This is a genomic window from Nocardia sp. IFM 10818, assembly GCF_054655275.1.
Genome location: NZ_BAAHJH010000001.1, coordinates 3,226,825 through 3,248,771, shown reverse-complemented (window position 1 = coordinate 3,248,771; position 21,947 = coordinate 3,226,825). Strand labels below are relative to the sequence as shown.

Below are 21,947 nucleotides of genomic sequence, written 5' to 3'. Positions count from 1 at the left end.
CTCAGTGCCTTCTCTTGTGTCGTTTCCCGCTCGGCCGGGCGCCCGGTCGGGGACCGCCGCCGTCCCGGGTGCGCGGGCCGTGGCTCTCCCGTCCGGCCGCGAAACCATCGAAGGAGGCGCTCTTCTCGAAAGAGGGGCGGCTGGCGGCGCCGGCGCGCTGGGCGCCGACCTCACCGGCGCGGGCGCTGGCCGCGCCGGAGCGGCGCGCCATCACCTTGCGGGTGTGCTCGGCCACCGGGCCGAACCGCTCCTTGATCGACACCAGCAGCGGCACCGCGAAGAAGATCGAGGAGTAGGCGCCGACGATCATGCCGACCAGCTGCACCAGGGCCAGGTCCTTGAGGGTGCCCACACCCAGCAGCCACACCGCGACCACCAGCATGCCGATGATCGGCAGAATGCCGATGATGGTGGTGTTGATCGAGCGCATGAGCGTCTGATTGGCCGCCAGGTTGGCCTTCTCCGCATAGGTGTGCTTGCGCAGATGCAGCACGCCCTGGGTGTTCTCCTCGACCTTGTCGAAGACGACCACATTGTCGTAGAGCACGAAGCCCAGAATCGTCAGCAGGCCGATGACCGCCGCCGGCGTCACCTCGAAGCCGACCAGCGAGTAGATGCCCGCGGTGACGACCAGGTTGAAGAACAGCGAGCCGATGGCCGCGATCGACATATCGCGTTCGAAGCGAATCGCGATGTACACCATGGTCAATGCCACGAACACCGCCAGCGCGATCAATGCCTTCTGGGTGATCTGGCCACCCCAGGTCTCACTGATCTCCGCCACCGAGATGGCATTCGGATTCGGCTGGCCGTTCTTGTCCTTCGGCTGGAACGCCTCGTACAGCGCGTTGGTCAGCGTGGTCGACTGCTGGTCGTCCAGCGACTCCGAGCGGATCTGAATGGCCGCCGCCGCACCGGAACCCACCTTCTGCACGGTCACCGGATCGTGGCCGAGCGCGGACTTGTACACGTCCTCCACCTTGGAGGTGGTGACATTGTCCGCGGCGGGCAGCTGGATGCGGGAGCCGCCGGCGAAGTCGATGCCCAGGGTGAAACCCTTGATCGCGATGCTCGCGATGGCGATCACCACGAACAGGGCGCTCAAGGCGTAGAAGAACTTCCGGCGTCCGACGATCTCGAAACCGCCGGTGCCGGTGTAGAGCCGCTCGAACACACTGTGCTGCGGCGTGCTGCGATCCGATTCGAAATCGAGCTCGGAATCGATATCCAGCGCGGGGCTACTGGACTTGCGCATGATCACGCCTCCTTCACCAGGACGCCGGCCGCCGCCTTGCGTTCACGGGCAATCTGAGCAACGGCGCCCAGGCCGTTCACCGATGGCTTCGCCCAGAACGGCGAGCGCGAGGCCATCAGCATGAGCGGTCCGGTGACCAGGTAGAGCACGACGACGTCGAGCACGGTGGTGACGCCCAGGGTGAAGGCGAAGCCCTTCACCTGGCCCGCGGCCAGCAGGTACAGCACCGCGGAGGCGATCAGGCTGACCGTCTTGCCCGACAGGTTGGTGCGCTGGGCGCGCGACCAGCCGCGCGGGACGGCCGAGCGGAAGCTGCGGCCCTCGCGCATCTCGTCCTTGATGCGTTCGAAGAACACCACGAACGAGTCGGCCGTCATGCCGATACCGATGATCAGACCGGCGATACCGGCCAGATCGAGGGTGAATCCGATCCACCTGCCCAGCAGCACGATGATCGCGTACACCGCAGCGCCCGCCGCGAGCAGCGAGAAACCGGCCAGGAAGCCGAGCATGCGGTAGTAGAGCAGGCAGTACAGCAGCACCGCGACCAGGCCGATGGCACCCGCGATCAGGCCCGCGCGCAGCGAGGACAGGCCGAGGGTGGCCGAGACGGTCTCGGCCTCGGAGGTGGCGAAGGACAGCGGCAGCGAACCGTACTTGAGGGTATTGGCCAGTTCCTTGGCGGTGGTCTTGTTGATGCCGGTGCCGGAGATGGCGGTGCTGCCGCCGTACTGGCCGGCCTGCTGCACCACCGGCGCGCTCACGACCTTGGAGTCGAGCACGAAGGCCAGCTGCTGGTTGTAGTACTCGGTGGTGAGCTTGCCCCAGGTGTCGGCGCCGGCGGACTTGAACTCGACGCTGACCATCCACTTGGATTCCTGCGAGTTGAAATCGCCGGTGGCGTTCTTGATCTCCTGGCCGTCGAGCTTGGAGACGTCGAGCAGGTAGACCTCGGTGCCCTCGGTATTGCAGGTGACCAGCGGCAGATTCGGGTCGTCGTTGCCCTCGAGCGGATCCGGCTTGGAGCAGTCCATGCTCATCATGGCGATCTGCTGGATCGACGGATCGGTGCTCTGCCGCAAGGCCTTCGCGGCCGCGATGTCCTGCGCTTGCTGCTGCTGCGGGTTCTGCGGCTGGTTGGCCGGGGTGGTCGGCGCGGCCGGTTCGGTGGCGGGGGCCGGTTCGGTCGTCGGGGCCGGCTCCGTGGTCGGCTCGGACGGTTCGGTCGGCTGCTGGGCCGGGAACACGCGGTTCTGCACGGCCGGGGCCTCGCCCGTGGCAGGCGGGGTCTGAGTCTCCGCGCCGGGCGCGGTGGCATCCGTCGGCGGCACGGTGGCATTGGCCGGCGGGGCCGGCTGCTGCTGTTGCTGGTTGACCGGCTGGCCGTTGACCACCTGCGGCGGGATCGACTGCAGCACCGGGCGGACGTAGAGCTTGGCGGTGCTGGCCAGCGACTTGGCCTGTCCGCCATCCTCACCCGGGACCGTGATCACCAGGTTCTCGCCCTCGATGACGACCTCGGACCCGGAGACGCCGAGGCCGTTGACGCGGCGCTCGATGATGTCCTGCGCCTGGCGCAGACTGTCCTGGCTCGGCTTGCCGCCGTCGACGGTGCGGGCGGTCAGCGTGACGCGGGTACCGCCCTGCAGGTCGATGCCGAGCTTGGGGGTCGCGGATTTGTCACCGGTGAAGAACACCAGGCCGAACATCACGGCCACCAGTGCGGCGTAGACGCCGAGCAGGCGCAGTTGGCGCGCCTTTCCCTGGGAAGGTGGCACAGTACTTATCTCCTAGGCGGAATCGAGGGGAGCGAGCGGGCACACCGCAGCGCCGTCGGCCGCCGGTGTGCCCGGCGGCGGACGGCGCTGGATGTGTCAGTCCTTGGACAGGCGCGTGGTGTCGTCGGCGGCGTCCGAGACGGCGTCGGCGGTGCCGTTGGCGACGGGCTCCGCGGAAGCGGGGGCGGTCGTCGTGTCCTCGGTGGTGGTCTCGATGTCGTCGGTGCGCACCTCACGGATCGCGGCGCGCGACCAGGTGGTCACGACCTCCTCGGCGATCTCGAGGTCCACGGTGGTGTCATCGACGTCCACCACGGTGCCGTACAGCCCCGACGTGGTGACGACCCGGTCGCCGGTCTTCAGGCTTTCCTGCATCTCCGTAACCTTGGCCATCTCGCGCTTCTGGCGGCGGACACCGAGGAACATCGGGATGAGCAGAGCAACCAGCAGCAGCGGCAGCAGAAGGTCCATCGTCGAAGTCAGCCCCTAGTCAATGGTCGGATGGGTGGCGTGTCCCCCACAGTCTGCCAGCATTCCCCCGAACAGGACGCGCCGACTCTCTATCCGACCCCGCCAACCGTTTCCTGGCCATCCTCCTGATCCGGCGCGAACGGCCACTCCTCGAACCACTCGCACTTGCCCTCCCCGTCGAACCGCAGCACCCAAAGGTCCCGCCACCTGCCCGGTTCCTCGTCCTCGTACTCCACGAACACCCGCACGACCGCGGTGTTCCCGTCCACCGCGACCACTTCCGACATCATCCGGAACCGCTCGTCGGCCCCCTTCCGCCCGGCTTCCCAAAACCCCCGCAACGCCTCGATCCCCACGATCGGCTTCGCCCAGGGCGAAACCAGATACCGGGCCTTGTCCGCGAACAGCTCCCCCACCGCCGCGGTCCCGGCCGTCCGCCACGCCCGCTCATACGCGCCGACCCACCGCGCAACACCCTCGCGATCCATACCCCGACGCTACGCCCCGGTCACAGTCAGAGGGTCAGACAGGCACAGTGGACCCACCCCTGGCCCGCGTGGGCCGAGATAGGCACATCGGTCGCGGAAGTGTCGGCGCGGCGCGGAATCGTCCTGCGCCGCCTGACCATCGCCGACATCACCGCCAAGTGAAATGACATCGACCGGGAACTGGTGGCGGCAAAACGCGAGAAGGGTCCGCCACCAGTTCCCGGTCGGCGATGTTTCAAATCGTTCAGACGTTGAGGCGGAATTCGACCACTGTTGCGGGCTCTAGTGCGCGCTGTTTCACCGAGCTGGGCGCACAGTGGTCACTTCCCGGCCCTGCTTTCTGCGCCGCGCCGGAAGTTGGGCGTAGGCGCGGGCCAGGCGGTGCAGCCAGTTCGCCAGATCCCCCTCGACTGCCGGATACTGCCGAATGAACTGCTCCCAGTTGACATTCCAGCCGGGGATGTCGGCGGGTCGGATACGGGCGGGGTCGCCGAATACCGTGGTCATCAGCTGGGGCGGCAGTCTGGTCTTCGGGTATTCGGCCAGCAGGACCGCATCGTAGAGGTCCTTACCGCGGGCGCCCTCGCCTTCGGTGGCATCGGTGTGCAGCCACAACAGTTTCCACGCCAGGGACAGGCCGCGGCCCGCGGTCGTGACGACCGTGGGCGCGCCACCGTCGGCGCGCGGAATCGGCGTCCGGACGGGTTCGTTCGGAAGGTATTCGTCGGCGGCGATCTCGACGCGGACCACACCCGCTTCCGAACCCGCGATCCACGGCACCAGATAGCGCGCCCCGGGCGCACCGTAACCGCCCGGATACCCGGACCAGCCTTGTCGATCCAGGCCGATATCGTTGGGGCACAACACCACTCCGCGACCGGCGAACGGATCCCGGCGCACGGCGGCGACCAGATCGTCGTACAGCGAGGTGTCGACCATGAACTCCTCGCCCGGCCAGAAGTCGCCTTCGTGCGCCCACCGCAGCCCTTCGGGCGGCAGGATCGGCCGGGTCCCGAACGTGCCGAATTCCTCCTCCGCCCACAGTCGATACCGGGCGGCCCCGCCCGCCGCCTCCGGCCACTGCTGCACCTGGGAGATGTCGTCGACGTACGGATAGGGATCGAGCGGATCGACGTACGCGTCGAAGGGAGGATAGACCTCGTCGCACCGATCCAGACTGCGGAACAGCGGCTTGCGCGGGTCGGTCAGAATCCAGTCCAGATCAGCGGGCGGGCGCGCCCGCTCCCCGAGCCAGGCCAGCAGCACCATGCTGCCCCGCAGCACCAGATCCCCACCCCAGTGCGAGCCCGCAATGAGACCGAGCAGGTGGTCGAGCGCCGCTCGATGCGCCTCGTCCCGGGTCACCATGCGACGTACCCGCCGATCACGAACGCATGTTCGATACACACGGCTCGACCATACCAATCTTCAAGCAGCACTACCTGATTCGAAATCTGGGTTCCCCGACCGCCGGCGATCAGGCTTGCCGGTTGCCGCGCCCTGTCCGGACGACGAGACCGACGCACAAGGCGGCCGCCGCTAGAAGGAAGGCGGTCGCGATCAGCACCGCGTAGCCGACGAACGTGCTCGGGATGCCGAAGACACTGGATGCCGGGACGCCGGATTCGCCCGGCTCCGGGGCGATGGCGGTCATGCCCGGCGGCACGGTCAGGGCAGATCCAGCCGGTCGGTTTCCGGCGCCGCAATCGGTTCTGATGCGGTCGCCGGCGCGTTCACCGAAGATGACGTAGCGCTGGCCGACCTCGCCGCTCCAGCCGCAGGCGGTCGCTTGGGCGGTGACAACGCCCTGCAAGCGGGCCGCCGAGCCCTTGTACACGGTGTCGACCTCGACGGTGAAGACCCCGCCGCCGTAGTCGTCGAGCTCCTCGACGCTCCGCACGGTTCCGATGAGGACCGTGTCCGACTGCGCGAAAGCCTCGGCGTCGGACGGCCTCGGACAGTGGCTGCAAGCACAGGCGGTAGGCGGTTGCGCCACAACGGAAATCGCAACCGTGAGCAGTGCTGCGACAGCCAGGCGGCATATCCACTTCATATGAATCAGTAGACCGTGTAGGACTCGCGGGACAGGTGGAAGCCGTGGCGGGCGTAGGGGTCCACGCATTCGAGGTAGGCGGGCTGGACGGTGCAGACGACGCTGCCGGCTTGGACGGTTTTGCCGTAGTCGATGATTCGGCCCTGGGTGGGGTCGAAGGGGCGGTCGGTGTGGCAACGGATTTCGGCGTGGGTGCCGTCCCATTGGGAGAAGACGTCGCCGTAGGCGCCGGAGCAGGTCGCGGGGCGGTCCGGGGTGGCGTAGGCGTATTCGAGGATTTGGCAGACCACGCCTCGGTCGCTGGTGGCGCAGATGATATTGCCGCTGGGGGTGCGGAATTGGCCGGTGTCGCCGGCCTGGGCGGGCGCCGCGGCGGCGGTGAGAGCAGCCATGGCGGCGCCGGCGAGCAATGGAAACAGGCGTGACTTCATAGTGGTCCCCCCATGGTGAGCCCGGCGGCCGGCCGGGCGGCGTCCGGTTCCGGATGCCATTTCCATATCGCGCCCGGTGTCGCGGGCGGTAACGGCGGCGTCGCCGACTGAGCAATTTCGGTCATGTCGGGACGGCCGCGGGTCGGGAAGACTCGAGTGGTGCAGACAGGACGGGATCGGCTTCGGGAGTTGCTGGACGCGGTGCTCGACGAGGACAACGCCACGCTCGGCGATATGGCGGCGGATGCCTACGCCTCGCCGTTTCACTTCTCGCGGCAGTTCGCGCGGGGCACCGGGGAGACACCGGTGGCGCTACGGCGGCGGGTGCTGCTGGAGCGGGCCGCGTGGGAATTGAGCGGCGGCAAGAGCGTGACCGAGGTGGCGTTCGCCGCCGGGTACGACTCGGTGGAGGGGTTCAGCCGGGCGTTCAGCCGGGCGTACGGGCATCCGCCCAGCGGGACCACGAACGAGCGGAAGCAGCGCTGGCTGCCCGCTGTGAACGGAGTGCATTTCCATCCGCCGATGTCGTTGTGGGTGGAGAGCGAGCCGAGAGGACGGGCGGATATGGATCCCACGGCGGTCATGGTGCACAACGAATTGGAGGACACGCGCGAATTGCTCACCGCGGCAGCGGGGCTCGATGAGGAGCAGTATCGCCGGGTGCAGGCGGCGGGGTTGACGGTGTTGCCGTGGGACGGTCCCGAGGAATCCATCGCGGCCGTGCTGCACCGGCACGTGCGGACGCGGGAGTTGTGGCTGGCCTCGATCGAAGGGGCGGATACGCCACCCGAGGGCGAGGACGACCCGGAGAGCCTGATCCTGCGCTTCAACGCGGTCGCGCCACGCTGGCTGGAGGCAGTGCGGGAGATCGATCGGCGGGGCGGGTGGAACGACACCCTCATCGACGCGCTGTGCGAACCGCCGGAGAGCTTCGTCCTCGGCAGCGTGATCGCGCATGTGCTCACGTTCTCCGCGCACCGGCGGCTGCTGGTGCGGCACTGGTTGCGCGCCGAATCACCGGATATCGCAGAAAAACTCGGTTACGGAGACCCGATCATGTGGCTCCGCCAGAGAGGATGAGATGACCTTCGCCACCTATTACACCGCCGCCAGCCTGGACGGCTTCCTCGTCGACTCCGACAACTCCCTGGAGTGGCTGCTGCACCGCGAGAACGACGAGCGGGGACCGATGGGGCTGGCTCCGTTCGTCGACGGCATCGGAGCGATCGCTATGGGCGCCAACACCTATCAGTGGATCATCGACCACGACCCGGACACCTGGGCGTACAACGTCCCGGTCTGGGTGTTCACCCATCGCGAACTCACCGCCGCTCCCGGTCGCGATATCCGGTTCACCACCGATCCGGCGCCCACCGTGTACGAGCGGATGGCGGCCGCCGCCGGGGACAAGAACCTCTGGGTCATGGGCGGCGGCGATCTGGCCGGGCAATTCGCCGATCACGGCCTGCTCGACGAGCTCGTCGTCTGGTTCGCACCGGTCACCCTCGGCGCCGGGGCACCCCTGCTACCCCGGCGTCGCGAGTTGAAACTCATCGAAGTCGCGATGAACGGTGAATTCGCCTGCGCCCGTTATCAAGTGCTCCCGGCCTGACCGGGCCGCGGGGTCCGGGACGCGCGGTCGGCCGCCGACTCTGCCGACCGCGCGCTCCCTGCTCAGGCCGACTGCACCCCGTAGGTGTAGTCGTCGAGCGGGAAGCTGGACGCCTCGCGGTGGGCATTGAGCGTGCTGGTGGGGCGGAGCAGGGCGGCCTCGCCGTGCTGGTTGAAGTAGTAGCTGCGGGCGGTGGCGCACTGGCCGCCGTAGAAGACCGACGAGCCGAGCTTGTCGGTGACGCGGTCCAGGAACTCGGCATTGGCGGATTCGGTGACCTCGAAGACCTGCTCGCCGCGGCGGAACATCTCACCGAAGAGGCGGCCGATGTGCTTCATCTGCGCCTCGATGGTGGTGAAGTAGGACAGGCCGCTGTAGGAGTAGGGGCTGTTGAGCGAGACGAAGTTGGGGAACTTCGGGATGGTCACGCCCTCGTAGGCCTGGAAGCGGTTGTCGCGCCAGAATTTTCCGAGATTGACCCCATCGCGGCCGATGATCTCGATGGCCGGGAAGTTGACGTCCCACAGGTTGAACCCGGTGGCCAGCACGAGGGTGTCGATCTCGGTCTTGTGGCCGTCGGCGGTCACGATGCCGTCGGGCTCGAGGTGATCGATGGAGTTGGTCTCCAGCCGCACGTGCGGTTCGTTGAACGTCTTGAAGTAGGTGTTCGAGAAAGTGGGCCGCTTGCAGCCGAAATCGTAATCGGGGGTGAGCTTCTCGCGGGTCTCCTTGTCCCGCACCGAAGCCCGCAGATGCGCCTTGGCCAGCACGCCGGCCGCCTTGTTCAGCGGCTTGGCCTCCTTGAAGTGCAGCACGCCGACCACCATGAGCGCTTCCAGCAGCGAGGTGTTGACCAGGCGGGCGGCCTTCTGCGTCACCGGAACTCGCGCGAACAGCTGTTGCACCGGCTTCGGGATGGCGGTGTCGACCTTGGGCACCACCCAGATCGGCGTGCGCTGGAAGACCGTCAGCTCGCGCGCCTGCTTGGCGATCTCCGGAATCAGCTGCACGGCGGTGGCTCCGGTGCCGATGATGGCGGCCCTGCGATCGGTCAGGTCGTAATCGTCCTCCCACGCGGTGGTGTGGATGATCTTGCCCTGGAAGGTGTCGATGCCCGGGAACGGCGGCGTGTACGGCTGCGACAGGAATCCGGTGGCGGCGAGAACATAACGCGCGGTGAGGGATTCACCGTTCTCCAGCGCCACTGTCCACTGCTGCTGTTCCTCGTCCCAGCGGGCCCCGCCGACCACGGTGTTGAACCGCATGCGCCGGCGCAGGTCGTACTTGTCGGCGACGTGCTCGGCGTACTTCTTCAGCTCCGCGCCCGGCGCGAACAGCCGCGACCAGTACGGGTTGGGCTCGAAGGAGTAGGAGTAGGTCACCGAGGCGATGTCCACGGCCAGCCCCGGATAGCGATTGACGTGCCAGGTGCCGCCGAGATCGTCCTCGCGCTCCAGGATCACGAAATTGCTCAGGCCGAGCCGATCCAACTCGATGCCCGCGCCCATACCGCCGAAGCCCGCACCGACCACGATGGCGTCGTACTGAGGTGCCACGCCGAACCTCCAAAGAAATGATGCCCATGTCACGGAATGACATCTCATTCCGTTTGTGATCACCGTATCATCGGGAGCGTGACGAAGCCATCCTCGAGAATCGAACGACGCAAGGCCGAGCTCCGCCAGGACATCATCGACACCGCCTTCGCGTGCTTCGCCGAGAAGGGCTACCACGCCACCGGCATTGCCGATATCGCCGCCGAGCTGGGCATCGGGCACGGCACCTTCTACCGCTACTTCGCCAATAAGCGCGACATCATCGATCACGTCATCGACGATCTGGCCGCCCGCATCATCGAGGCGCTGGGCACCGACAACGCCCCCGACGCGGCCGACACCCTGGAGTCCTACCGGGCCCAGACCGAGCGCATCGGCACCGCGCTGATCGGCATCTTCCTGGAGGATCAGCGGGTGGCGCAGCTGCTGTTGTTCCAGGCCACCGGCATCGACGCCGAGCTCACCATGCGCCTGTACGGCCTGCTGGACTCCGCGGACGCGCTCACCGCGGGCTATCTGGAGCACGGCGTGGAGCAGGGCTATCTGCGCGCCGATCTGGATACCGCCAATACCGCGAAGGCGGTCACCGGCATGATCCTGGCGGCCATCATCCACGGCCTGCGTGATCCGGATATGACCGCCGTCGAGGGCCTGGGCCAGGCCATTCGCCGGCTGCTCATCGACGGCGTGCGCAAGGACTGATCCGGCAAACCGGATTCGGCTCGGGGCGGCGGAGATTCGGACATGCGGGGATTGGCACAATGGCGCGGGTGACCCCCGAGGACGTCCGCCGCAAACGATTCGGCCATGCACCGTTCGGGCACCACGGCTATCACCCGGCCCAGGTGGACGCCTTCTGCGCGCGCATTGCCGAGACCATGTCCGGGCGCGATCACCTCACCGCCGCCGATATCCGGCTGGTGGAATTCGACGCGCCCCCGCGCGGGCATCGCGGCTACGACATCGAGCAGGTCGACGACTTCCTCGACCAGGTGTGCACCGAGCTGGAATTCCTGCGCCGCGGGCGGGGGCGGATCCCGTCCGGGCGCTTCGCGGATGTGCTCACCCACGACGATGTGCTGCACATCCGGTTCTCCGCGCCGCCGCACGGCGTGTCCGGGTACGCGGCCGAGGAGGTCGGGGCCTTCCTGGATCGATTAGCCGCGACCCTGGCCCACCACAGTCCCAATGGCCTGACCGCGGACGATGTGCGGCAGACCGCTTTTCACACTGCCGCCGCGGGCATGCCCGCGTATCACCGCGACGAGGTCGACGCGTTCCTGGACCTGGTCGCGCATCAGCTGGAGAAGTTGCCGCAGCACTGAACCCGCGCCGGGAGTCGCCACCGCGACTCAGGATTCGGCGAGCGCGGGGGTCGAGCGGAAGGTGCGGCGATAGGCCAGCGGGGTGACGCCGATGGACTCGTGCAGATGCTGGCGCAGCGAGGTGCCCGTGGCGAAGCCGACCTCGGCCGCAATGCGATCCACCGGCAACTCGGTCGATTCGAGGAGTTCGCGGGCGCGGAAGACGCGCTGCTGGATCAGCCAGCGACCGGGGCTCATGCCGACCTCGTCACGGAAGCGGCGGGCGAAGGTGCGCCCGCTCATGTGCGCTCGTTCGGCCAGGTCGGCCATGGTGAGCGGGAGATGCAGGTTCTCCAGGGCCCAGTGGCGGGCTTCGGCGGTGCCGACGGCGGCCGCCGGGGGCACGGGCTGCTCGATGAACTGCGCCTGTCCGCCGTCGCGCCAGGGCGGCACCACGCAGCGGCGGGCGACGCTATTGGCGACCTCGCTGCCGTGGTCGCGGCGAATGAGGTGCAGGCACAGGTCGACTCCGGCGGTGGCGCCGGCGGAGGTGAGGATGTCGCCGTCGTCGACGTAGAGGACGTCGGGATCCAGGTGCACGCGCGGGAAGGCGCGGCGGAAGGTCTCGGTGAACTTCCAGTGCGTGGTGGCGGCGCGGTCGTCCAGGAGTCCGGCGGCGGCCACCACGATCGCGCCGGTGCAGATGGATACGAGTCTGGCGTGGGCGGGAATTCGGGCCAGTGCGTGCGAAACGGCTTGTGGGAGGCCGTCACTGAGGATCGACTCGACGTCACTCGGCGGAATGATCACGGTGTCCGCGGTGTCCAGCACATCGCCGTCGTGCGCGACGGCGATGTCGAAGTCGCAGTTGCTGCGCACCGGCCGGCCGTCGAGCGAGCAGGTGATCACCTCGTAACGGCCGTCGGCGGTGCCGAAGACCCGCTTGGGGATGCCGAGCTCGAAGACGTATACGCCGTCGAGGGCCAGGACCACCACGCGGTGTGGCCGAATTCCGTTCGACTGCATGGCACGATTCTATCGAATAATGGCTATCCTGCCATTTTCTTGGCTGCGGCTCGCGAGCAGGCTGAAGGACATGACCGAGATCGAGCTTCCCGACACCATGCGCGCCATCAGCCAGGACACCCTCGGCGGTCCCGAGGTCCTGCACGAGGTCCGGCGTCCCGTTCCGCGGCCGGGCCCGAGTGAAATCCTCGTCCGGGTGCGCGCCACCGCGCTCAATCCGACCGACTGGAAGCACCGGTCGATTCCGGGCTTGTTCCTGCCGGAACCGCCGTTCGTGCTGGGCTGGGATGTCTCCGGCGAGGTGGTCGCCACCGGTGTCGGCGTCACCCTGTTCCGGCCGGGCGACGAGGTGTTCGGCATGCTGCCCTATCCGTACGGCCACGGCGCGGCCGCCGAATACGTCACCGGCCCGGCGCGCGCCTTCGCCCGCAAGCCCGCCGATCTCGACCACGCGCACGCGGCGGCCATTCCGCTGGCGGCCCTCACCGCCTGGCAGGCGCTGGTCGACGCCGCCGATGTCGGTGCGGGCCAACGCGTCCTGATCCACGCCGCGGCCGGCGGCGTCGGTCACTTCGCCGTCCAGATCGCCAAGGCGCGGGGCGCGCATGTCATCGGCACCGCGAGCGCCGCCAATCACGATTTCCTGCGCCACCTCGGCGCCGACGAGGTAATCGACTACCGCGCAGTCGATTTCGCCGAGGCGGTCAGCGATGTCGATGTCGTGCTCGATCCGATCGACGAGGCGAATGCCATTCGCTCCCTGCCCACGCTGCGCCCGGGCGGCGTGCTGGTCACCTTGCGCCCCATGGGAGTCGACAACCTGCTCGCCGCCGCCGAACGCCTCGGCCGGCGCGCGCTGCCGCTGCTCGTCGAGGCCGATCACGCGGGCATGGCCGCCCTGGCCGAGCTGGCCGAATCCGGCGCCCTCTCCCCCGCCCTCGCGGGCGTCTTCCCGCTCGCCGAAGCCGCCAAGGCACACGCCATCGGCGACACCGGCCGCACCGTGGGCAAATTGGTGCTCACCGTGGACTGATCCGAGGTGCGGACCGCGGCCCGTGGCGGTAGAAATTCCGCCATGGGTACGTGGGACGTAGGTCCGTTCGACAATGATTCCGCCGCCGACTGGTGCGGCGGCCTCAATGACGCCGCGCCGGACAAGCGGCAGTTGATGATCCGGGAAGCGCTGACGGTCGTCGCGAACAACAACGACTATCTCGACAGCGATTTCGCCAATGACGCGATCGCCGCCGCGGCGATCATTGCCGCACAGCGCACCCGGACGCCGATCACCTCGTCGTATGCGCCGGACTTCCTGCTCGAAGGCGGAACCGTGGACGTCGACGACGATTTGGCGGCGCTGGCCATTGCCGCGCTGGACCGGATCGTGGCCGATGAGTCGGAGTGGCGGGATCTGTGGGAGGAGTCGGAGTCCTTCGCGGATGCGCTGCAGGTCGTCGCCGAATTGCGAGCCGATCTGGAGGACTGATTTCCCGGCCCGGGCCGGTTGCCGGTTTCCTTGACCTCGACGTCGGAAGCGGCTGCGGAACGGTGCGCCGGGTATGCCGACGCCGGGGCCGACCACATTGGATTCGCGCTCGATGGGCGGGGTTACGAGCGGCAACTGCGGCTGCTGGGGCGAGCACGGGAGATGCTCTGACCGATAGGGTCCGCAATTTAGGATTGACATAAATTTCTCACGGGGATAACTTGCGCTCGTCAGACGTTTCCGCCGTGAAAGGGCCGTGGTCAGTGCGCAAGATTCAGTTCTCCAGTCGTCCGGAAACCATTGCGGTGGCCGAGCCCGAGCCCGGTCCCGGACAGTTGCTGGTGCGCACCGAACTGGTGGGGGTTGGGGTGCGGCTGGTGCAGTTGCTGCGGGAGGGGGCGGTGACCGATCCGGGCGGGGAGATGGTCGGCACCGTGGTCGCGGCAGGTTCCGGGGTGTCGTCCGAGTGGGTCGGCAAGCGAGTGGGCGGGCTGGTGTTCGAAGGCGTCTATGCCGAATATGTGCTCGCCGCACCACAGTTGATCACTGAATTGCCCGCCGACATCACGGACGCGGATGCGCTCGCCGTGGTGCGCGGGGGCCTGGTCGGACTGGGCGCCCTGCGGGCATCGAGCTTCACGGCGGGGGAATCGGTTCTGGTCATCGGGGCCGCCAGTGGTGTGGGGCATCTCGCGGTGCAGCTGGCGCGGGTGCTCGGCGCCTCGCGGGTGGTGGCCGCGGCCGGATCCGCCGACAAGGCCGAGTTTCTCCGGGAATGTGGGGCCGACACCGTGTTCACCTACGACGATCCCTGGGGTGAATCCGTCGATGTCGTGCTCGACGGTGTCGGTGGGCCGTTCGTGCAGCGCGGGGTGGATGTTCTTGCCCCGCACGGTCGGTTGGTGGCGTTCAGTGCGGGCGGTGGGGCGGTTGAGGTTTCGGGACTGCTGGCGGATCTGAAGACTGTCAGCGGATTCTCGGTCGGGCTGCTCGGTCGCACCCGGCCGGATGTGATCGAGTCCTACCGCGCCGAATTGTGGCGGCTGCGCGCCGCGGGCGAACTCCGTCCCCGGCACACGGTGTTGCCCTGGGATCGCATGGACGCGGCCATCGACATGATCGAGACCCGCCGCAATCTCGGTCGCGTCGCGGTGCGAACCGCCGCCTGACCCTCGAAGCCGGTCGCGTGCCCGCTATTCGAAGAGGTCCAGTGTCGGATGGGATTCGCGGGCACGCACTTCGATGGATCCGAAGACCAGGTCCGGTGGGGGGACGAGCCCGAGGTGCTCCCAGGCGGCGGCGGTGGCGACACGGCCGCGGGGGGTGCGGGCCACCAATCCCGCTCGGACGAGGAAGGGTTCGCAGACCTCCTCGACCGTGGCCGCCTCTTCTCCGACGGCGACGGCGAGGGTGGAGACGCCGACGGGGCCGCCGTTGAAGCTGCGGATGAGGGCGCCGAGCACGGCGCGGTCGAGGCGGTCCAGGCCGAGGGCGTCGACGTCGTAGACGGCCAGGGCCGCCTGCGCGACCGCACGCGTCACGAGGCCGTCGGCCTTGACCTCCGCGTAGTCGCGGACGCGGCGCAGCAGGCGGTTGGCGATGCGGGGGGTGCCGCGGGAGCGGCCGGCGATCTCGACGGCGGCCTCGACCTCCAAGCGCACGCCCAGGATTCGGGCCGAGCGCTGCAGGATCAGTTGCAGCTCATCGGGTTCGTAGAAGTCCATGTGGCCGGTGAAGCCGAAACGGTCGCGCAAGGGACCGGTCAGTGCGCCGGAGCGGGTGGTGGCGCCGACCAGGGTGAAGGGGGCGATATCGAGCGGGATCGACGTCGCGCCCGGGCCTTTGCCCACGACCACGTCGACGCGGAAGTCCTCCATGGCGAGGTAGAGCATTTCCTCGGCGGGCCTTGCCATGCGGTGGATTTCGTCGATGAACAGCACATCGCCCTCGACCAGATTGCTGAGCATGGCGGCCAGGTCGCCGGCGCGCTCGAGGGCCGGACCGGAGGTGAGGCGCAGGGCGGTGCCGAGTTCGGCGGCGATGATCATGGCCATACTGGTCTTGCCCAGGCCCGGCGGGCCGGACAGCAGCACGTGGTCGGGGGTGCCGCCGCGCAGCTTGGCGCCGCGCAGGACCAGGGCGAGCTGTTCGCGCACGCGCGGCTGGCCGATGAAATCGTCCAGGGATTTCGGGCGCAGGCTGGCTTCGATCTCGCCGTCGGAGGCCAGATAGCCGGGGCTGACGGCGGATTCGTCCGGGTCGGCGGGGGCGAAGTCGGAATCGTCGGTCATGATCGCCTATCGGTTCTTGCCCAGCAGTCCCAGCGCGGCGCGCAATGCCTTGGAGGTGTCGGCGTCGGGTTGATCGAGCAGCACGGCGTCCACGGCGGGTTCGGCATGGCGGATGGGGAAGCCCAGACCGATGAGCGCGTCGACCACCTGATCGCGAATGGGGGTGACCATGGGCGCGGGGCCGGCGCCGGGCGGACCGGATTGCACGGGAACGAGATTCACCTTGTCGCGCAGTTCCACGCACATGCGTTCGGCGCCGCGCTTGCCGACGCCCGGCACCCGGGTCAGGGCGGCCACATTCGATTCGGCGAGGGCCTTGCGCAGGGCTTCGGGCTCCAGGACGGCGAGCACCGCCATGGCGAGTTTGGGGCCCACGCCCGACACCGTCTGCAGCAGCACGAACAGTTCGCGCGCCTCGGTGTCGGCGAAACCGAACAGCGTCATGGAGTCCTCGCGCACGATCATGGTCGTGTAGAGGCGGGACTCCTCGCCGCGGGTCAGCCCGGCCAGGGTGGCGGGGGTGGCGTTCAAGCGGTACCCGACGCCGGCGGCCTCCAGGACCACATGGTCGAGCCCGATCTCGAGCACCTCGCCGCGTACCGACGCGATCACCGCGTTACCGCCTTCCGTTGCTGGGCAAGCCTTTCCTCGTACATGCGCCGTTGCTGCGCGGCCTGCGCCTCGGCCTTGGCCATGCGCTCGAGCATGGGCGCGCGCCAGCAGTGGCAGATGGCCAGCGCCAGCGCATCGGCGGCGTCGGCCGGTTTGGGCGCGACCGCCAGCCCGAGGATACGGGTCACCATGGCGGTCACTTGCGCCTTGTCCGCCGAACCGTTTCCGGTGACGGCGGCCTTGACCTGACTGGGGGTGTGGAAGTGCACCGGAATGCCGCGGCGCGCGGCCGTCAGCGCGATCACCCCGCCCGCCTGCGCGGTGGCCATGGCGGTGCGCACATTGTGCTGGGAGAACACCCGCTCGATGGCGACGGCCTCGGGCTTGTGGGTGTCCATCCACTGTTCGGCGGCATCGGCCACCCGCAGCAGCCGTTCGGCGAGATCCATATCCGGCGGTGTGCGAACCACATCCACGGCCAGGGCGGTGACCTGCCGGCCCACCCCGCCCTCCACCATGCTGAGGCCGCACCGGGTGAGCCCGGGGTCGACACCCATCACCCGCACGAAATCCCCTCTCCCAGCCAACGAACAACTGTTCGAGAGTCTAACGGACGCAGCGGGACTCCCCGGCCACCGACACGGAGCGGTCAGGGGCGGGGCATTCGTCACCGCACCACCATGGCAGATGCCGCCGACAAGTTCGGGTCCCGGAGCAGACCCTCAGGCCTTTTCGCCGAGAATCGCGTCGAAGGCGGCGTAGGCATCCGGGGTGAACAAGACGAATCGCACCTCACGCACCGAGATATCCGCACCGCGCACGGTCTCCACCGCAATGCGGGCGCCGTCCTCGATGGGCCAGCCGTAGATACCGGTCGAAATGGCCGGGAACGCCATCGTCTCCGCGCCCAATTCCACTGCCACCCGCAAGGATTCGCGATAGCAGGACGCCAGCAGCGCGGACCGGTCCTCCCCCGCCGACCACACCGGTCCGACGGTGTGGATCACCCAGCGGGCGGGCAGGTTCCCGGCGGTCGTGGCGACCGCCCGACCGGTCGGTAGCCCACGCCCGTAGTGCGAGGCGCGCAGCGCACGGCAGGCGGCGAGTATCTCCGGGCCGCCCCTGCGGTGGATGGCCCCGTCGACTCCGCCGCCACCGAGCAGCGACGAATTCGCCGCGTTCACCACGGCGTCGACGTGCTGTTCGGTGATGTCCCCGCGGACCGCGATCAGATCTGCCATATCCGGATTCTCGCACCCGTTTGTGCCCTGCCCCGCCGGGTATGCGGCGGAACAAGCCGGTGTGGATCACCGCAGTGTCCTACGGGATCGCCACGCCGGATGGAGAAAGGCGAACGGACAATGGTGACTTCACGAACAACCACCCGGTGGACGCCGGTGCAACTGGGTGCGGCCGTGGTCGGCGCGGTCTTCCTGCTGGCAGGAGTGCTGGGATTCATTCCGGGCATCGTCACCGACTACGACAGCCTGGGCTGGGCGGGGCACGAATCCCATGCCGAACTGCTCGGCATTTTCCAGGTTTCGGTGCTGCACAACATCGTTCATCTGATTTTCGGCGTGGCCGGGCTGCTGGCCGCGCGCACGATCGGCTACGCCACCTACTTCCTGCTCGGCGGCGGCGTGCTGTATCTGCTGCTGTGGATCTACGGCCTCGTCATCGACAAGACCGGCGATGCCAACTTCGTTCCGGTCAATACCGCTGATGACTGGCTGCATTTCGGGCTCGGCGCGGGCATGGTCGTGCTGGGTCTGGTGCTGCCGCGGCTGCAACAGCGGTCCAGCATCAATCCGATGCGCTGACCCGCCCCCGGGTACGGCGAAGGCCGCCTCCGGGCACGGAGGCGGCCTTCGTCTCGTCGGCGAACTCGATCAGGCGTCGAGTTCGGCGAGCACCTCGTCGGAGATATCGACATTGGTGTAGACGTTCTGCACGTCGTCGCTGTCTTCGAGGGCGTCGACCAGCTTGAAGACCTTGCGCGCGGTATCGGCGTCCACGGCCACCGACATGGACGGCTGGAAGCCGGACTCGGCGGACTCGTAGTCGATGCCGGCGCCCTGCAGCGCGGTGCGGACGGCGATCAGATCACCGGGCTCGGAGATGATCTCCCACTCCTCGCCGAGATCGTTGACCTCTTCGGCGCCGGCGTCCAGCACGGCCATGAGCACATCGTCCTCGGAGAGACCGTTCTTCTCCAGGGTGATGACGCCCTTGCGGCTGAACAGGTAGGCGACCGAACCCGGATCGGCCATATTGCCGCCGTTGCGGGTCATGGCCACGCGCACCTCGCCGGCGGCGCGGTTGCGGTTGTCGGTAAGGCATTCGATCAGCACCGCAACACCATTGGGGCCGTAGCCCTCATACATGATGGTCTGCCAGTCGGCGCCGCCGGCCTCTTCACCGGAGCCGCGCTTGCGGGCGCGCTCGATGTTGTCGTTCGGGACCGACGACTTCTTCGCCTTCTGAATCGCGTCCCACAGGGTCGGGTTGCCGTCCGGGTCACCACCACCGGTCCGGGCCGCCACCTCGATGTTCTTGATCAGCTTGGCGAACAGCTTGCCGCGCTTGGCATCGATCGCAGCCTTCTTGTGCTTGGTGGTGGCCCATTTGGAGTGGCCGCTCATTCCCTACTTCCTCGGTTCAGGGGGCAACGTCGCCCGCGGACGGACAGCGAGGCCCCAGTCTACTGCGCGCCGCCGGAGCGGCCGCATACCCATGATCTTGTACCAGTCATACTCCGGCGCGCGGCCGAACCACGGTGTCGACGAACAGCTTGTGCACGCGCAGGTCACCGGTCACCTCCGGATGGAAGGACGTGGCCAGCACATTGCCCTGCCGCACCGCGACGATCCGCCCCGCCGCCGGGCCGGAAGGCACCGTGGCCAGCACCTCGACGCCGTCACCGGCCCGCTCCACCCAGGGCGCGCGGATGAACACCGCGCGCACCGGGCCGTCGTCCAGGCCGGTGAACTCCAGATCGGTCTCGAAGGAATCGACCTGGCGGCCAAAGGCATTGCGCCGCACCGTCATATCGATGCCGTGCAGCGGCTGCATATCCGGGCGGGTGTCGAGCACCTCGGAGGCCAGCAGGATCATGCCCGCGCACGACCCGTAGGCGGGCAGTCCGTCGCGCAGCCGCCGCCGCAGCGGTTCGAGCAGATCGAAGACCTCGAGGAGCTTGCTGATGGCGGTGGATTCGCCGCCCGGGATGACCAGGCCGTCGATCGCGGCCAGCTCGGATTCACGGCGCACGGCCACCGGCTCGGCCCCGCACGCCGCCAGCGCGTGCACATGTTCGCGCACGTCACCCTGCAATGCCAGCACACCAATCCTCGGAGTCACGCCGTCGAGCATACTTTTCGCGGGCGATGTGGCCCTGCTCACCCAGGGCGTGAAGGAACCGTTAGGACGGATGACCAGTCCGATAGGGGGCGCGCACACTCGCCCGAGTGACTGATGCGTTACCGCAAACCACGCCCGGGCCGCGCGGCGGAGTCGACATGCCGCCGCCCCGCTCCCGGGGAATGATCCGAGCCGAGCGAACCAGCACCCGAAACGGGCTGAACCAGACTCCGGACGGGCACTCCGACACCCCGGGCGAGACCATCTCGAGCGGGGCCGAATCGCACCCGGCCGCGCACCGGGTCGGAGACTCTCATTCGGATCCGGGCGGACGAGGTGGCGACTCGCATCCGGATTCCGGCGGGAGCGGCGATGCGGGCCATCGGCCGGAGCCTCGCCGCACGCGGGGGCCAATCGGGTTGCGGCGCAAGGCGGGGCACGGGCTGACGGTGTCGACCGGCTTGGCGGGCCTGTCGCTGGACGCCATGGCGTCGGTGTCCTACGGTCCGGAAGCCATCGTGCTGGTGCTGGCCACGGCGGGTGCGGCGGGGCTCGGCTTCGCCCTGCCGGTGACGGCGGCCATCGTGGTGCTGCTGGCGGTGCTCATCGCCTCGTATCGGCAGGTCATCGCCGCCTTCCCGAACGGCGGCGGCGCGTACGCGGTGGCCAAGCAGCGGCTCGGGCATCGCACCAGCCTGGTGGCGGCGGCCTCGCTCATCGTCGACTACGTGCTGAATGTGGCGGTGTCGATCGCCGCCGGCGTGGCCGCGCTGACCTCCGCGTTCCCCGGACTGCACGCCTATACCGTGGAAATCTGTCTCGCGGTGCTGGTGGGCATCACGGCGCTGAATCTGTACGGGATCCGGGAGAGCGCCCGCGCCTTCATGATTCCGACGATCGTGTTCGTGCTCGGCATCTTCGCGGTGATCATCGGCGGGCTGCTGCGAGCGGAACCGGCCGGTGTCGCCACCGGCGCGGCGGTGGTGACCGATGCGCACACCATTGGAATCCTGTTGCTGCTCAAGGCTTTCTCCAGCGGTTGCGCGGCGCTGACCGGGGTGGAGGCGATCGCGAACGCGGTGCCGAGCTTCGCGCAGCCCAAGGCGCGGCGGGCGCAGCGGGCCGAGGTGGCGCTGGGTGTGCTGCTGGGTGTCATGCTGCTCGGGCTGGCGACGCTGATCGAGAAGTTCGAGGTGCATCCCCGCGAGGGCACCACCGTGCTGTCGCAGCTGACCGAGGCGGCATTGGGGCACGGAATCGCCTACTACGTGGTGCAATTCGCGACGGTGATCCTGCTGGCGCTGGCGGCCAACACCTCCTATGGCGGGCTGCCGACGCTGACCAAGATCCTGGCCGACGACAACTGCCTGCCGCACCGGTTCGCGGTGGCCTCGCCGCGGCAGGTGTACCGGTTCGGCGTGCTGGCGCTGGGTGTTTCGGCGGCGGTGCTGCTGGCGGCATCCAACGGGAATATGAACGCGCTGGTGCCGTTGTTCGCGATCGGCGTGTTCGTGGGGTTCACCATCGCGCAGGTCGGGATGGTGCGGCATTGGCTGGCCACCCGTGGCGCCGGGTGGAAGTGGCGGATCGCGCTCAACGGGTTCGGTGCGCTGCTGACCTTCGTGGCGGCCATCGTGACCACGGCCATGAAGTTCACCGAGGGCGCGTGGCTGATCGTGGTGGTGCTGCCGCTGCTGGTGGTGGCCATGGAGCGAATTCGCAAGACCTACCGCAAGATCGACGGCTGCCGGGGCGCGGGGTGCGTGCCGGAGACGCCCAAGGCGAGCGAGACCGCGATCGTGGTGCCGGTCTCGGAGGTGTCGGAGCTGAGCCGCGAGGCGCTGTCGGCGGCCATGTCGCTGGGGCGGGATGTGGTCGCGGTGCACGTGTGCCTGCCCGGGGAGAACATCACCGTGTTCACCAAGGAGTGGGAGGCGTGGCATCCCGAGGTGCGGCTGATTCTGCTGGAGGACGGCGACGCCACCGTCGGCGGGCCGGTCGCGCGGTATGTGCGCGAGACCTTCCCCGGGCGGCGCAAGGTGGTGGTGATCGCGGAGATCGAACCGCCGGCGGGGTGGAACAGGGTGCTGCCCAGTCATCGCAGTGACGAGCTGGAGCGGGTGCTGCGGAAGATGCCGGATACGGTGGTCTGCCATCTGCGGGTGCAGACGGCCTGATCACCGACGGCGGCTTCACACCCCGTCATCCCGGCGCGTTACCCCCG

24 protein-coding genes are annotated in these 21,947 nt (G+C 68.3%); 9 read left to right on the top strand and 15 right to left on the bottom strand.

The window, feature by feature from the left end; all coding sequences use genetic code 11:
• Window position 1: 1 nt before the first annotated feature.
• The 7 genes from secF to ACYQ5L_RS15035 all read right to left on the bottom strand — a co-directional run bounded on the left by secF (window position 2) and on the right by ACYQ5L_RS15035 (window position 6,476).
• Window positions 2-1,255 carry a protein translocase subunit SecF gene (gene secF / locus ACYQ5L_RS15065; RefSeq protein WP_459957981.1) on the bottom strand — a complete coding sequence of 418 codons (1,254 nt, stop codon included), beginning with the start codon at window positions 1,253-1,255 and terminating at the stop codon, window positions 2-4.
• Between the two features lie 2 nt (window positions 1,256-1,257).
• Window positions 1,258-3,033, bottom strand: a complete 1,776-nt coding sequence (gene secD, locus ACYQ5L_RS15060) for a protein translocase subunit SecD (RefSeq protein WP_459957980.1) — start codon at window positions 3,031-3,033, stop codon at window positions 1,258-1,260.
• Between the two features lie 96 nt (window positions 3,034-3,129).
• Window positions 3,130-3,504 (bottom strand): preprotein translocase subunit YajC, encoded by a 375-nt coding sequence (yajC, locus tag ACYQ5L_RS15055; protein ID WP_459957978.1) that lies wholly within the window; start codon window positions 3,502-3,504, stop codon window positions 3,130-3,132.
• Between the two features lie 89 nt (window positions 3,505-3,593).
• Window positions 3,594-3,992 carry a nuclear transport factor 2 family protein gene (locus tag ACYQ5L_RS15050; RefSeq protein WP_459957977.1) on the bottom strand — a complete coding sequence of 133 codons (399 nt, stop codon included), beginning with the start codon at window positions 3,990-3,992 and terminating at the stop codon, window positions 3,594-3,596.
• Between the two features lie 297 nt (window positions 3,993-4,289).
• Window positions 4,290-5,360, bottom strand: coding sequence for a nucleotidyl transferase AbiEii/AbiGii toxin family protein (locus ACYQ5L_RS15045; RefSeq protein WP_459957976.1), 1,071 nt, complete (start codon window positions 5,358-5,360; stop codon window positions 4,290-4,292).
• Window positions 5,361-5,469: 109 nt separating this feature from the next.
• The gene (locus ACYQ5L_RS15040; protein WP_459957975.1) at window positions 5,470-5,892 is read right to left on the bottom strand and encodes a hypothetical protein; all 423 of its coding nucleotides are present in this window, start codon (window positions 5,890-5,892) and stop codon (window positions 5,470-5,472) included.
• Window positions 5,893-6,050: 158 nt separating this feature from the next.
• Complete coding sequence (locus ACYQ5L_RS15035; protein ID WP_459957974.1) at window positions 6,051-6,476, bottom strand: DUF6636 domain-containing protein; 426 nt, start codon at window positions 6,474-6,476, stop codon at window positions 6,051-6,053.
• A 159-nt stretch (window positions 6,477-6,635) separates the two neighbouring features.
• Between ACYQ5L_RS15035 and ACYQ5L_RS15030 the strand changes: the two genes are divergently transcribed.
• Both ACYQ5L_RS15030 and ACYQ5L_RS15025 read left to right on the top strand, forming a co-directional pair.
• A complete protein-coding gene (locus tag ACYQ5L_RS15030; RefSeq protein ID WP_459957973.1) occupies window positions 6,636-7,556 on the top strand; it encodes a helix-turn-helix domain-containing protein in 921 nt (306 codons plus the stop codon).
• A 1-nt stretch (window position 7,557) separates the two neighbouring features.
• Window positions 7,558-8,088 (top strand): dihydrofolate reductase family protein, encoded by a 531-nt coding sequence (locus tag ACYQ5L_RS15025; RefSeq protein ID WP_459957972.1) that lies wholly within the window; start codon window positions 7,558-7,560, stop codon window positions 8,086-8,088.
• 62 nt (window positions 8,089-8,150) lie between these two features.
• On the opposite strand, the gene ACYQ5L_RS15020 is transcribed toward ACYQ5L_RS15025, so the two are convergent.
• A complete protein-coding gene (locus tag ACYQ5L_RS15020) occupies window positions 8,151-9,644 on the bottom strand; it encodes a flavin-containing monooxygenase (RefSeq protein WP_459957970.1) in 1,494 nt (497 codons plus the stop codon).
• Window positions 9,645-9,680: 36 nt separating this feature from the next.
• Here ACYQ5L_RS15020 and ACYQ5L_RS15015 point away from each other — a divergent pair, with 36 nt between their 5' ends.
• Together ACYQ5L_RS15015 and ACYQ5L_RS15010 are read left to right on the top strand one after the other, a co-directional pair.
• Window positions 9,681-10,346: a TetR/AcrR family transcriptional regulator gene (locus ACYQ5L_RS15015; protein WP_459957967.1), complete on the top strand. Its 666-nt coding sequence runs from the start codon at window positions 9,681-9,683 to the stop codon at window positions 10,344-10,346.
• 59 nt (window positions 10,347-10,405) lie between these two features.
• Window positions 10,406-10,969 (top strand): DivIVA domain-containing protein, encoded by a 564-nt coding sequence (locus tag ACYQ5L_RS15010; protein WP_459957966.1) that lies wholly within the window; start codon window positions 10,406-10,408, stop codon window positions 10,967-10,969.
• Window positions 10,970-10,996: 27 nt separating this feature from the next.
• On the opposite strand, the gene ACYQ5L_RS15005 is transcribed toward ACYQ5L_RS15010, so the two are convergent.
• Complete coding sequence (locus ACYQ5L_RS15005) at window positions 10,997-11,974, bottom strand: GlxA family transcriptional regulator (RefSeq protein ID WP_459957964.1); 978 nt, start codon at window positions 11,972-11,974, stop codon at window positions 10,997-10,999.
• Between the two features lie 70 nt (window positions 11,975-12,044).
• Here ACYQ5L_RS15005 and ACYQ5L_RS15000 point away from each other — a divergent pair, with 70 nt between their 5' ends.
• The 3 genes from ACYQ5L_RS15000 to ACYQ5L_RS14990 all read left to right on the top strand — a co-directional run bounded on the left by ACYQ5L_RS15000 (window position 12,045) and on the right by ACYQ5L_RS14990 (window position 14,629).
• Window positions 12,045-13,007, top strand: coding sequence for an NADP-dependent oxidoreductase (locus ACYQ5L_RS15000; RefSeq protein WP_459957962.1), 963 nt, complete (start codon window positions 12,045-12,047; stop codon window positions 13,005-13,007).
• Window positions 13,008-13,049: 42 nt separating this feature from the next.
• Window positions 13,050-13,460 carry a DUF4259 domain-containing protein gene (locus ACYQ5L_RS14995; protein ID WP_459957960.1) on the top strand — a complete coding sequence of 137 codons (411 nt, stop codon included), beginning with the start codon at window positions 13,050-13,052 and terminating at the stop codon, window positions 13,458-13,460.
• 263 nt (window positions 13,461-13,723) lie between these two features.
• Window positions 13,724-14,629: a quinone oxidoreductase family protein gene (locus ACYQ5L_RS14990; protein ID WP_459957958.1), complete on the top strand. Its 906-nt coding sequence runs from the start codon at window positions 13,724-13,726 to the stop codon at window positions 14,627-14,629.
• 24 nt (window positions 14,630-14,653) lie between these two features.
• Here the strand turns inward: ACYQ5L_RS14990 and ruvB are convergent, their stop codons facing one another.
• The 4 genes from ruvB to ACYQ5L_RS14970 form a co-directional block, all read right to left on the bottom strand.
• A complete protein-coding gene (gene ruvB / locus ACYQ5L_RS14985; protein ID WP_459957956.1) occupies window positions 14,654-15,751 on the bottom strand; it encodes a Holliday junction branch migration DNA helicase RuvB in 1,098 nt (365 codons plus the stop codon).
• Between the two features lie 6 nt (window positions 15,752-15,757).
• Window positions 15,758-16,363, bottom strand: a complete 606-nt coding sequence (gene ruvA, locus ACYQ5L_RS14980) for a Holliday junction branch migration protein RuvA (RefSeq protein WP_459957954.1) — start codon at window positions 16,361-16,363, stop codon at window positions 15,758-15,760.
• Window positions 16,360-16,929, bottom strand: coding sequence for a crossover junction endodeoxyribonuclease RuvC (gene ruvC / locus ACYQ5L_RS14975; protein ID WP_459957952.1), 570 nt, complete (start codon window positions 16,927-16,929; stop codon window positions 16,360-16,362). Before ruvC ends, ruvA begins: the two co-directional genes overlap by 4 nt.
• Window positions 16,930-17,085: 156 nt before the next feature.
• Window positions 17,086-17,604 (bottom strand): O-acetyl-ADP-ribose deacetylase, encoded by a 519-nt coding sequence (locus ACYQ5L_RS14970; RefSeq protein ID WP_459957951.1) that lies wholly within the window; start codon window positions 17,602-17,604, stop codon window positions 17,086-17,088.
• Between the two features lie 120 nt (window positions 17,605-17,724).
• Between ACYQ5L_RS14970 and ACYQ5L_RS14965 the strand changes: the two genes are divergently transcribed.
• The gene (locus tag ACYQ5L_RS14965) at window positions 17,725-18,183 is read left to right on the top strand and encodes a DUF4383 domain-containing protein (protein WP_459957949.1); all 459 of its coding nucleotides are present in this window, start codon (window positions 17,725-17,727) and stop codon (window positions 18,181-18,183) included.
• 69 nt (window positions 18,184-18,252) lie between these two features.
• Here the strand turns inward: ACYQ5L_RS14965 and ACYQ5L_RS14960 are convergent, their stop codons facing one another.
• Window positions 18,253-19,005: a YebC/PmpR family DNA-binding transcriptional regulator gene (locus ACYQ5L_RS14960; protein WP_459957947.1), complete on the bottom strand. Its 753-nt coding sequence runs from the start codon at window positions 19,003-19,005 to the stop codon at window positions 18,253-18,255.
• A gap of 106 nt (window positions 19,006-19,111) precedes the next feature.
• Window positions 19,112-19,735, bottom strand: a complete 624-nt coding sequence (pdxT, locus tag ACYQ5L_RS14955; RefSeq protein ID WP_459957946.1) for a pyridoxal 5'-phosphate synthase glutaminase subunit PdxT — start codon at window positions 19,733-19,735, stop codon at window positions 19,112-19,114.
• A 473-nt stretch (window positions 19,736-20,208) separates the two neighbouring features.
• On the opposite strand from pdxT, the gene ACYQ5L_RS14950 reads away from it, so the two are divergent.
• Complete coding sequence (locus tag ACYQ5L_RS14950; RefSeq protein WP_459963434.1) at window positions 20,209-21,900, top strand: APC family permease; 1,692 nt, start codon at window positions 20,209-20,211, stop codon at window positions 21,898-21,900.
• The last annotated feature ends 47 nt before the right edge of the window (window positions 21,901-21,947 follow it).

Bases quoted from the DNA above. Each gene is read 5' to 3' on its own strand.
- ACYQ5L_RS15010 (WP_459957966.1), top strand. From the start codon at position 10,406: ATGGCGCGGGTGACCCCCGAGGACGTCCGCCGCAAACGATTCGGCCAT.
- secF (WP_459957981.1), bottom strand. From the start codon at position 1,255: ATGCGCAAGTCCAGTAGCCCCGCGCTGGATATCGATTCCGAGCTCGAT.
- ACYQ5L_RS14970 (WP_459957951.1), bottom strand. From the start codon at position 17,604: ATGGCAGATCTGATCGCGGTCCGCGGGGACATCACCGAACAGCACGTC.
- ACYQ5L_RS15045 (WP_459957976.1), bottom strand. From the start codon at position 5,360: ATGGTGACCCGGGACGAGGCGCATCGAGCGGCGCTCGACCACCTGCTC.
- ACYQ5L_RS15025 (WP_459957972.1), top strand. From the start codon at position 7,558: ATGACCTTCGCCACCTATTACACCGCCGCCAGCCTGGACGGCTTCCTC.
- ACYQ5L_RS15005 (WP_459957964.1), bottom strand. From the start codon at position 11,974: ATGCAGTCGAACGGAATTCGGCCACACCGCGTGGTGGTCCTGGCCCTC.
- ACYQ5L_RS14995 (WP_459957960.1), top strand. From the start codon at position 13,050: ATGGGTACGTGGGACGTAGGTCCGTTCGACAATGATTCCGCCGCCGAC.
- ruvB (WP_459957956.1), bottom strand. From the start codon at position 15,751: ATGACCGACGATTCCGACTTCGCCCCCGCCGACCCGGACGAATCCGCC.
- ACYQ5L_RS15000 (WP_459957962.1), top strand. From the start codon at position 12,045: ATGACCGAGATCGAGCTTCCCGACACCATGCGCGCCATCAGCCAGGAC.
- ACYQ5L_RS15015 (WP_459957967.1), top strand. From the start codon at position 9,681: ATGACATCTCATTCCGTTTGTGATCACCGTATCATCGGGAGCGTGACG.
- ACYQ5L_RS15050 (WP_459957977.1), bottom strand. From the start codon at position 3,992: ATGGATCGCGAGGGTGTTGCGCGGTGGGTCGGCGCGTATGAGCGGGCG.
- ACYQ5L_RS14960 (WP_459957947.1), bottom strand. From the start codon at position 19,005: ATGAGCGGCCACTCCAAATGGGCCACCACCAAGCACAAGAAGGCTGCG.
- yajC (WP_459957978.1), bottom strand. From the start codon at position 3,504: ATGGACCTTCTGCTGCCGCTGCTGCTGGTTGCTCTGCTCATCCCGATG.
- pdxT (WP_459957946.1), bottom strand. From the start codon at position 19,735: ATGCTCGACGGCGTGACTCCGAGGATTGGTGTGCTGGCATTGCAGGGT.
- ACYQ5L_RS15035 (WP_459957974.1), bottom strand. From the start codon at position 6,476: ATGAAGTCACGCCTGTTTCCATTGCTCGCCGGCGCCGCCATGGCTGCT.
- ACYQ5L_RS14950 (WP_459963434.1), top strand. From the start codon at position 20,209: ATGGCGTCGGTGTCCTACGGTCCGGAAGCCATCGTGCTGGTGCTGGCC.
- ACYQ5L_RS14965 (WP_459957949.1), top strand. From the start codon at position 17,725: ATGGTGACTTCACGAACAACCACCCGGTGGACGCCGGTGCAACTGGGT.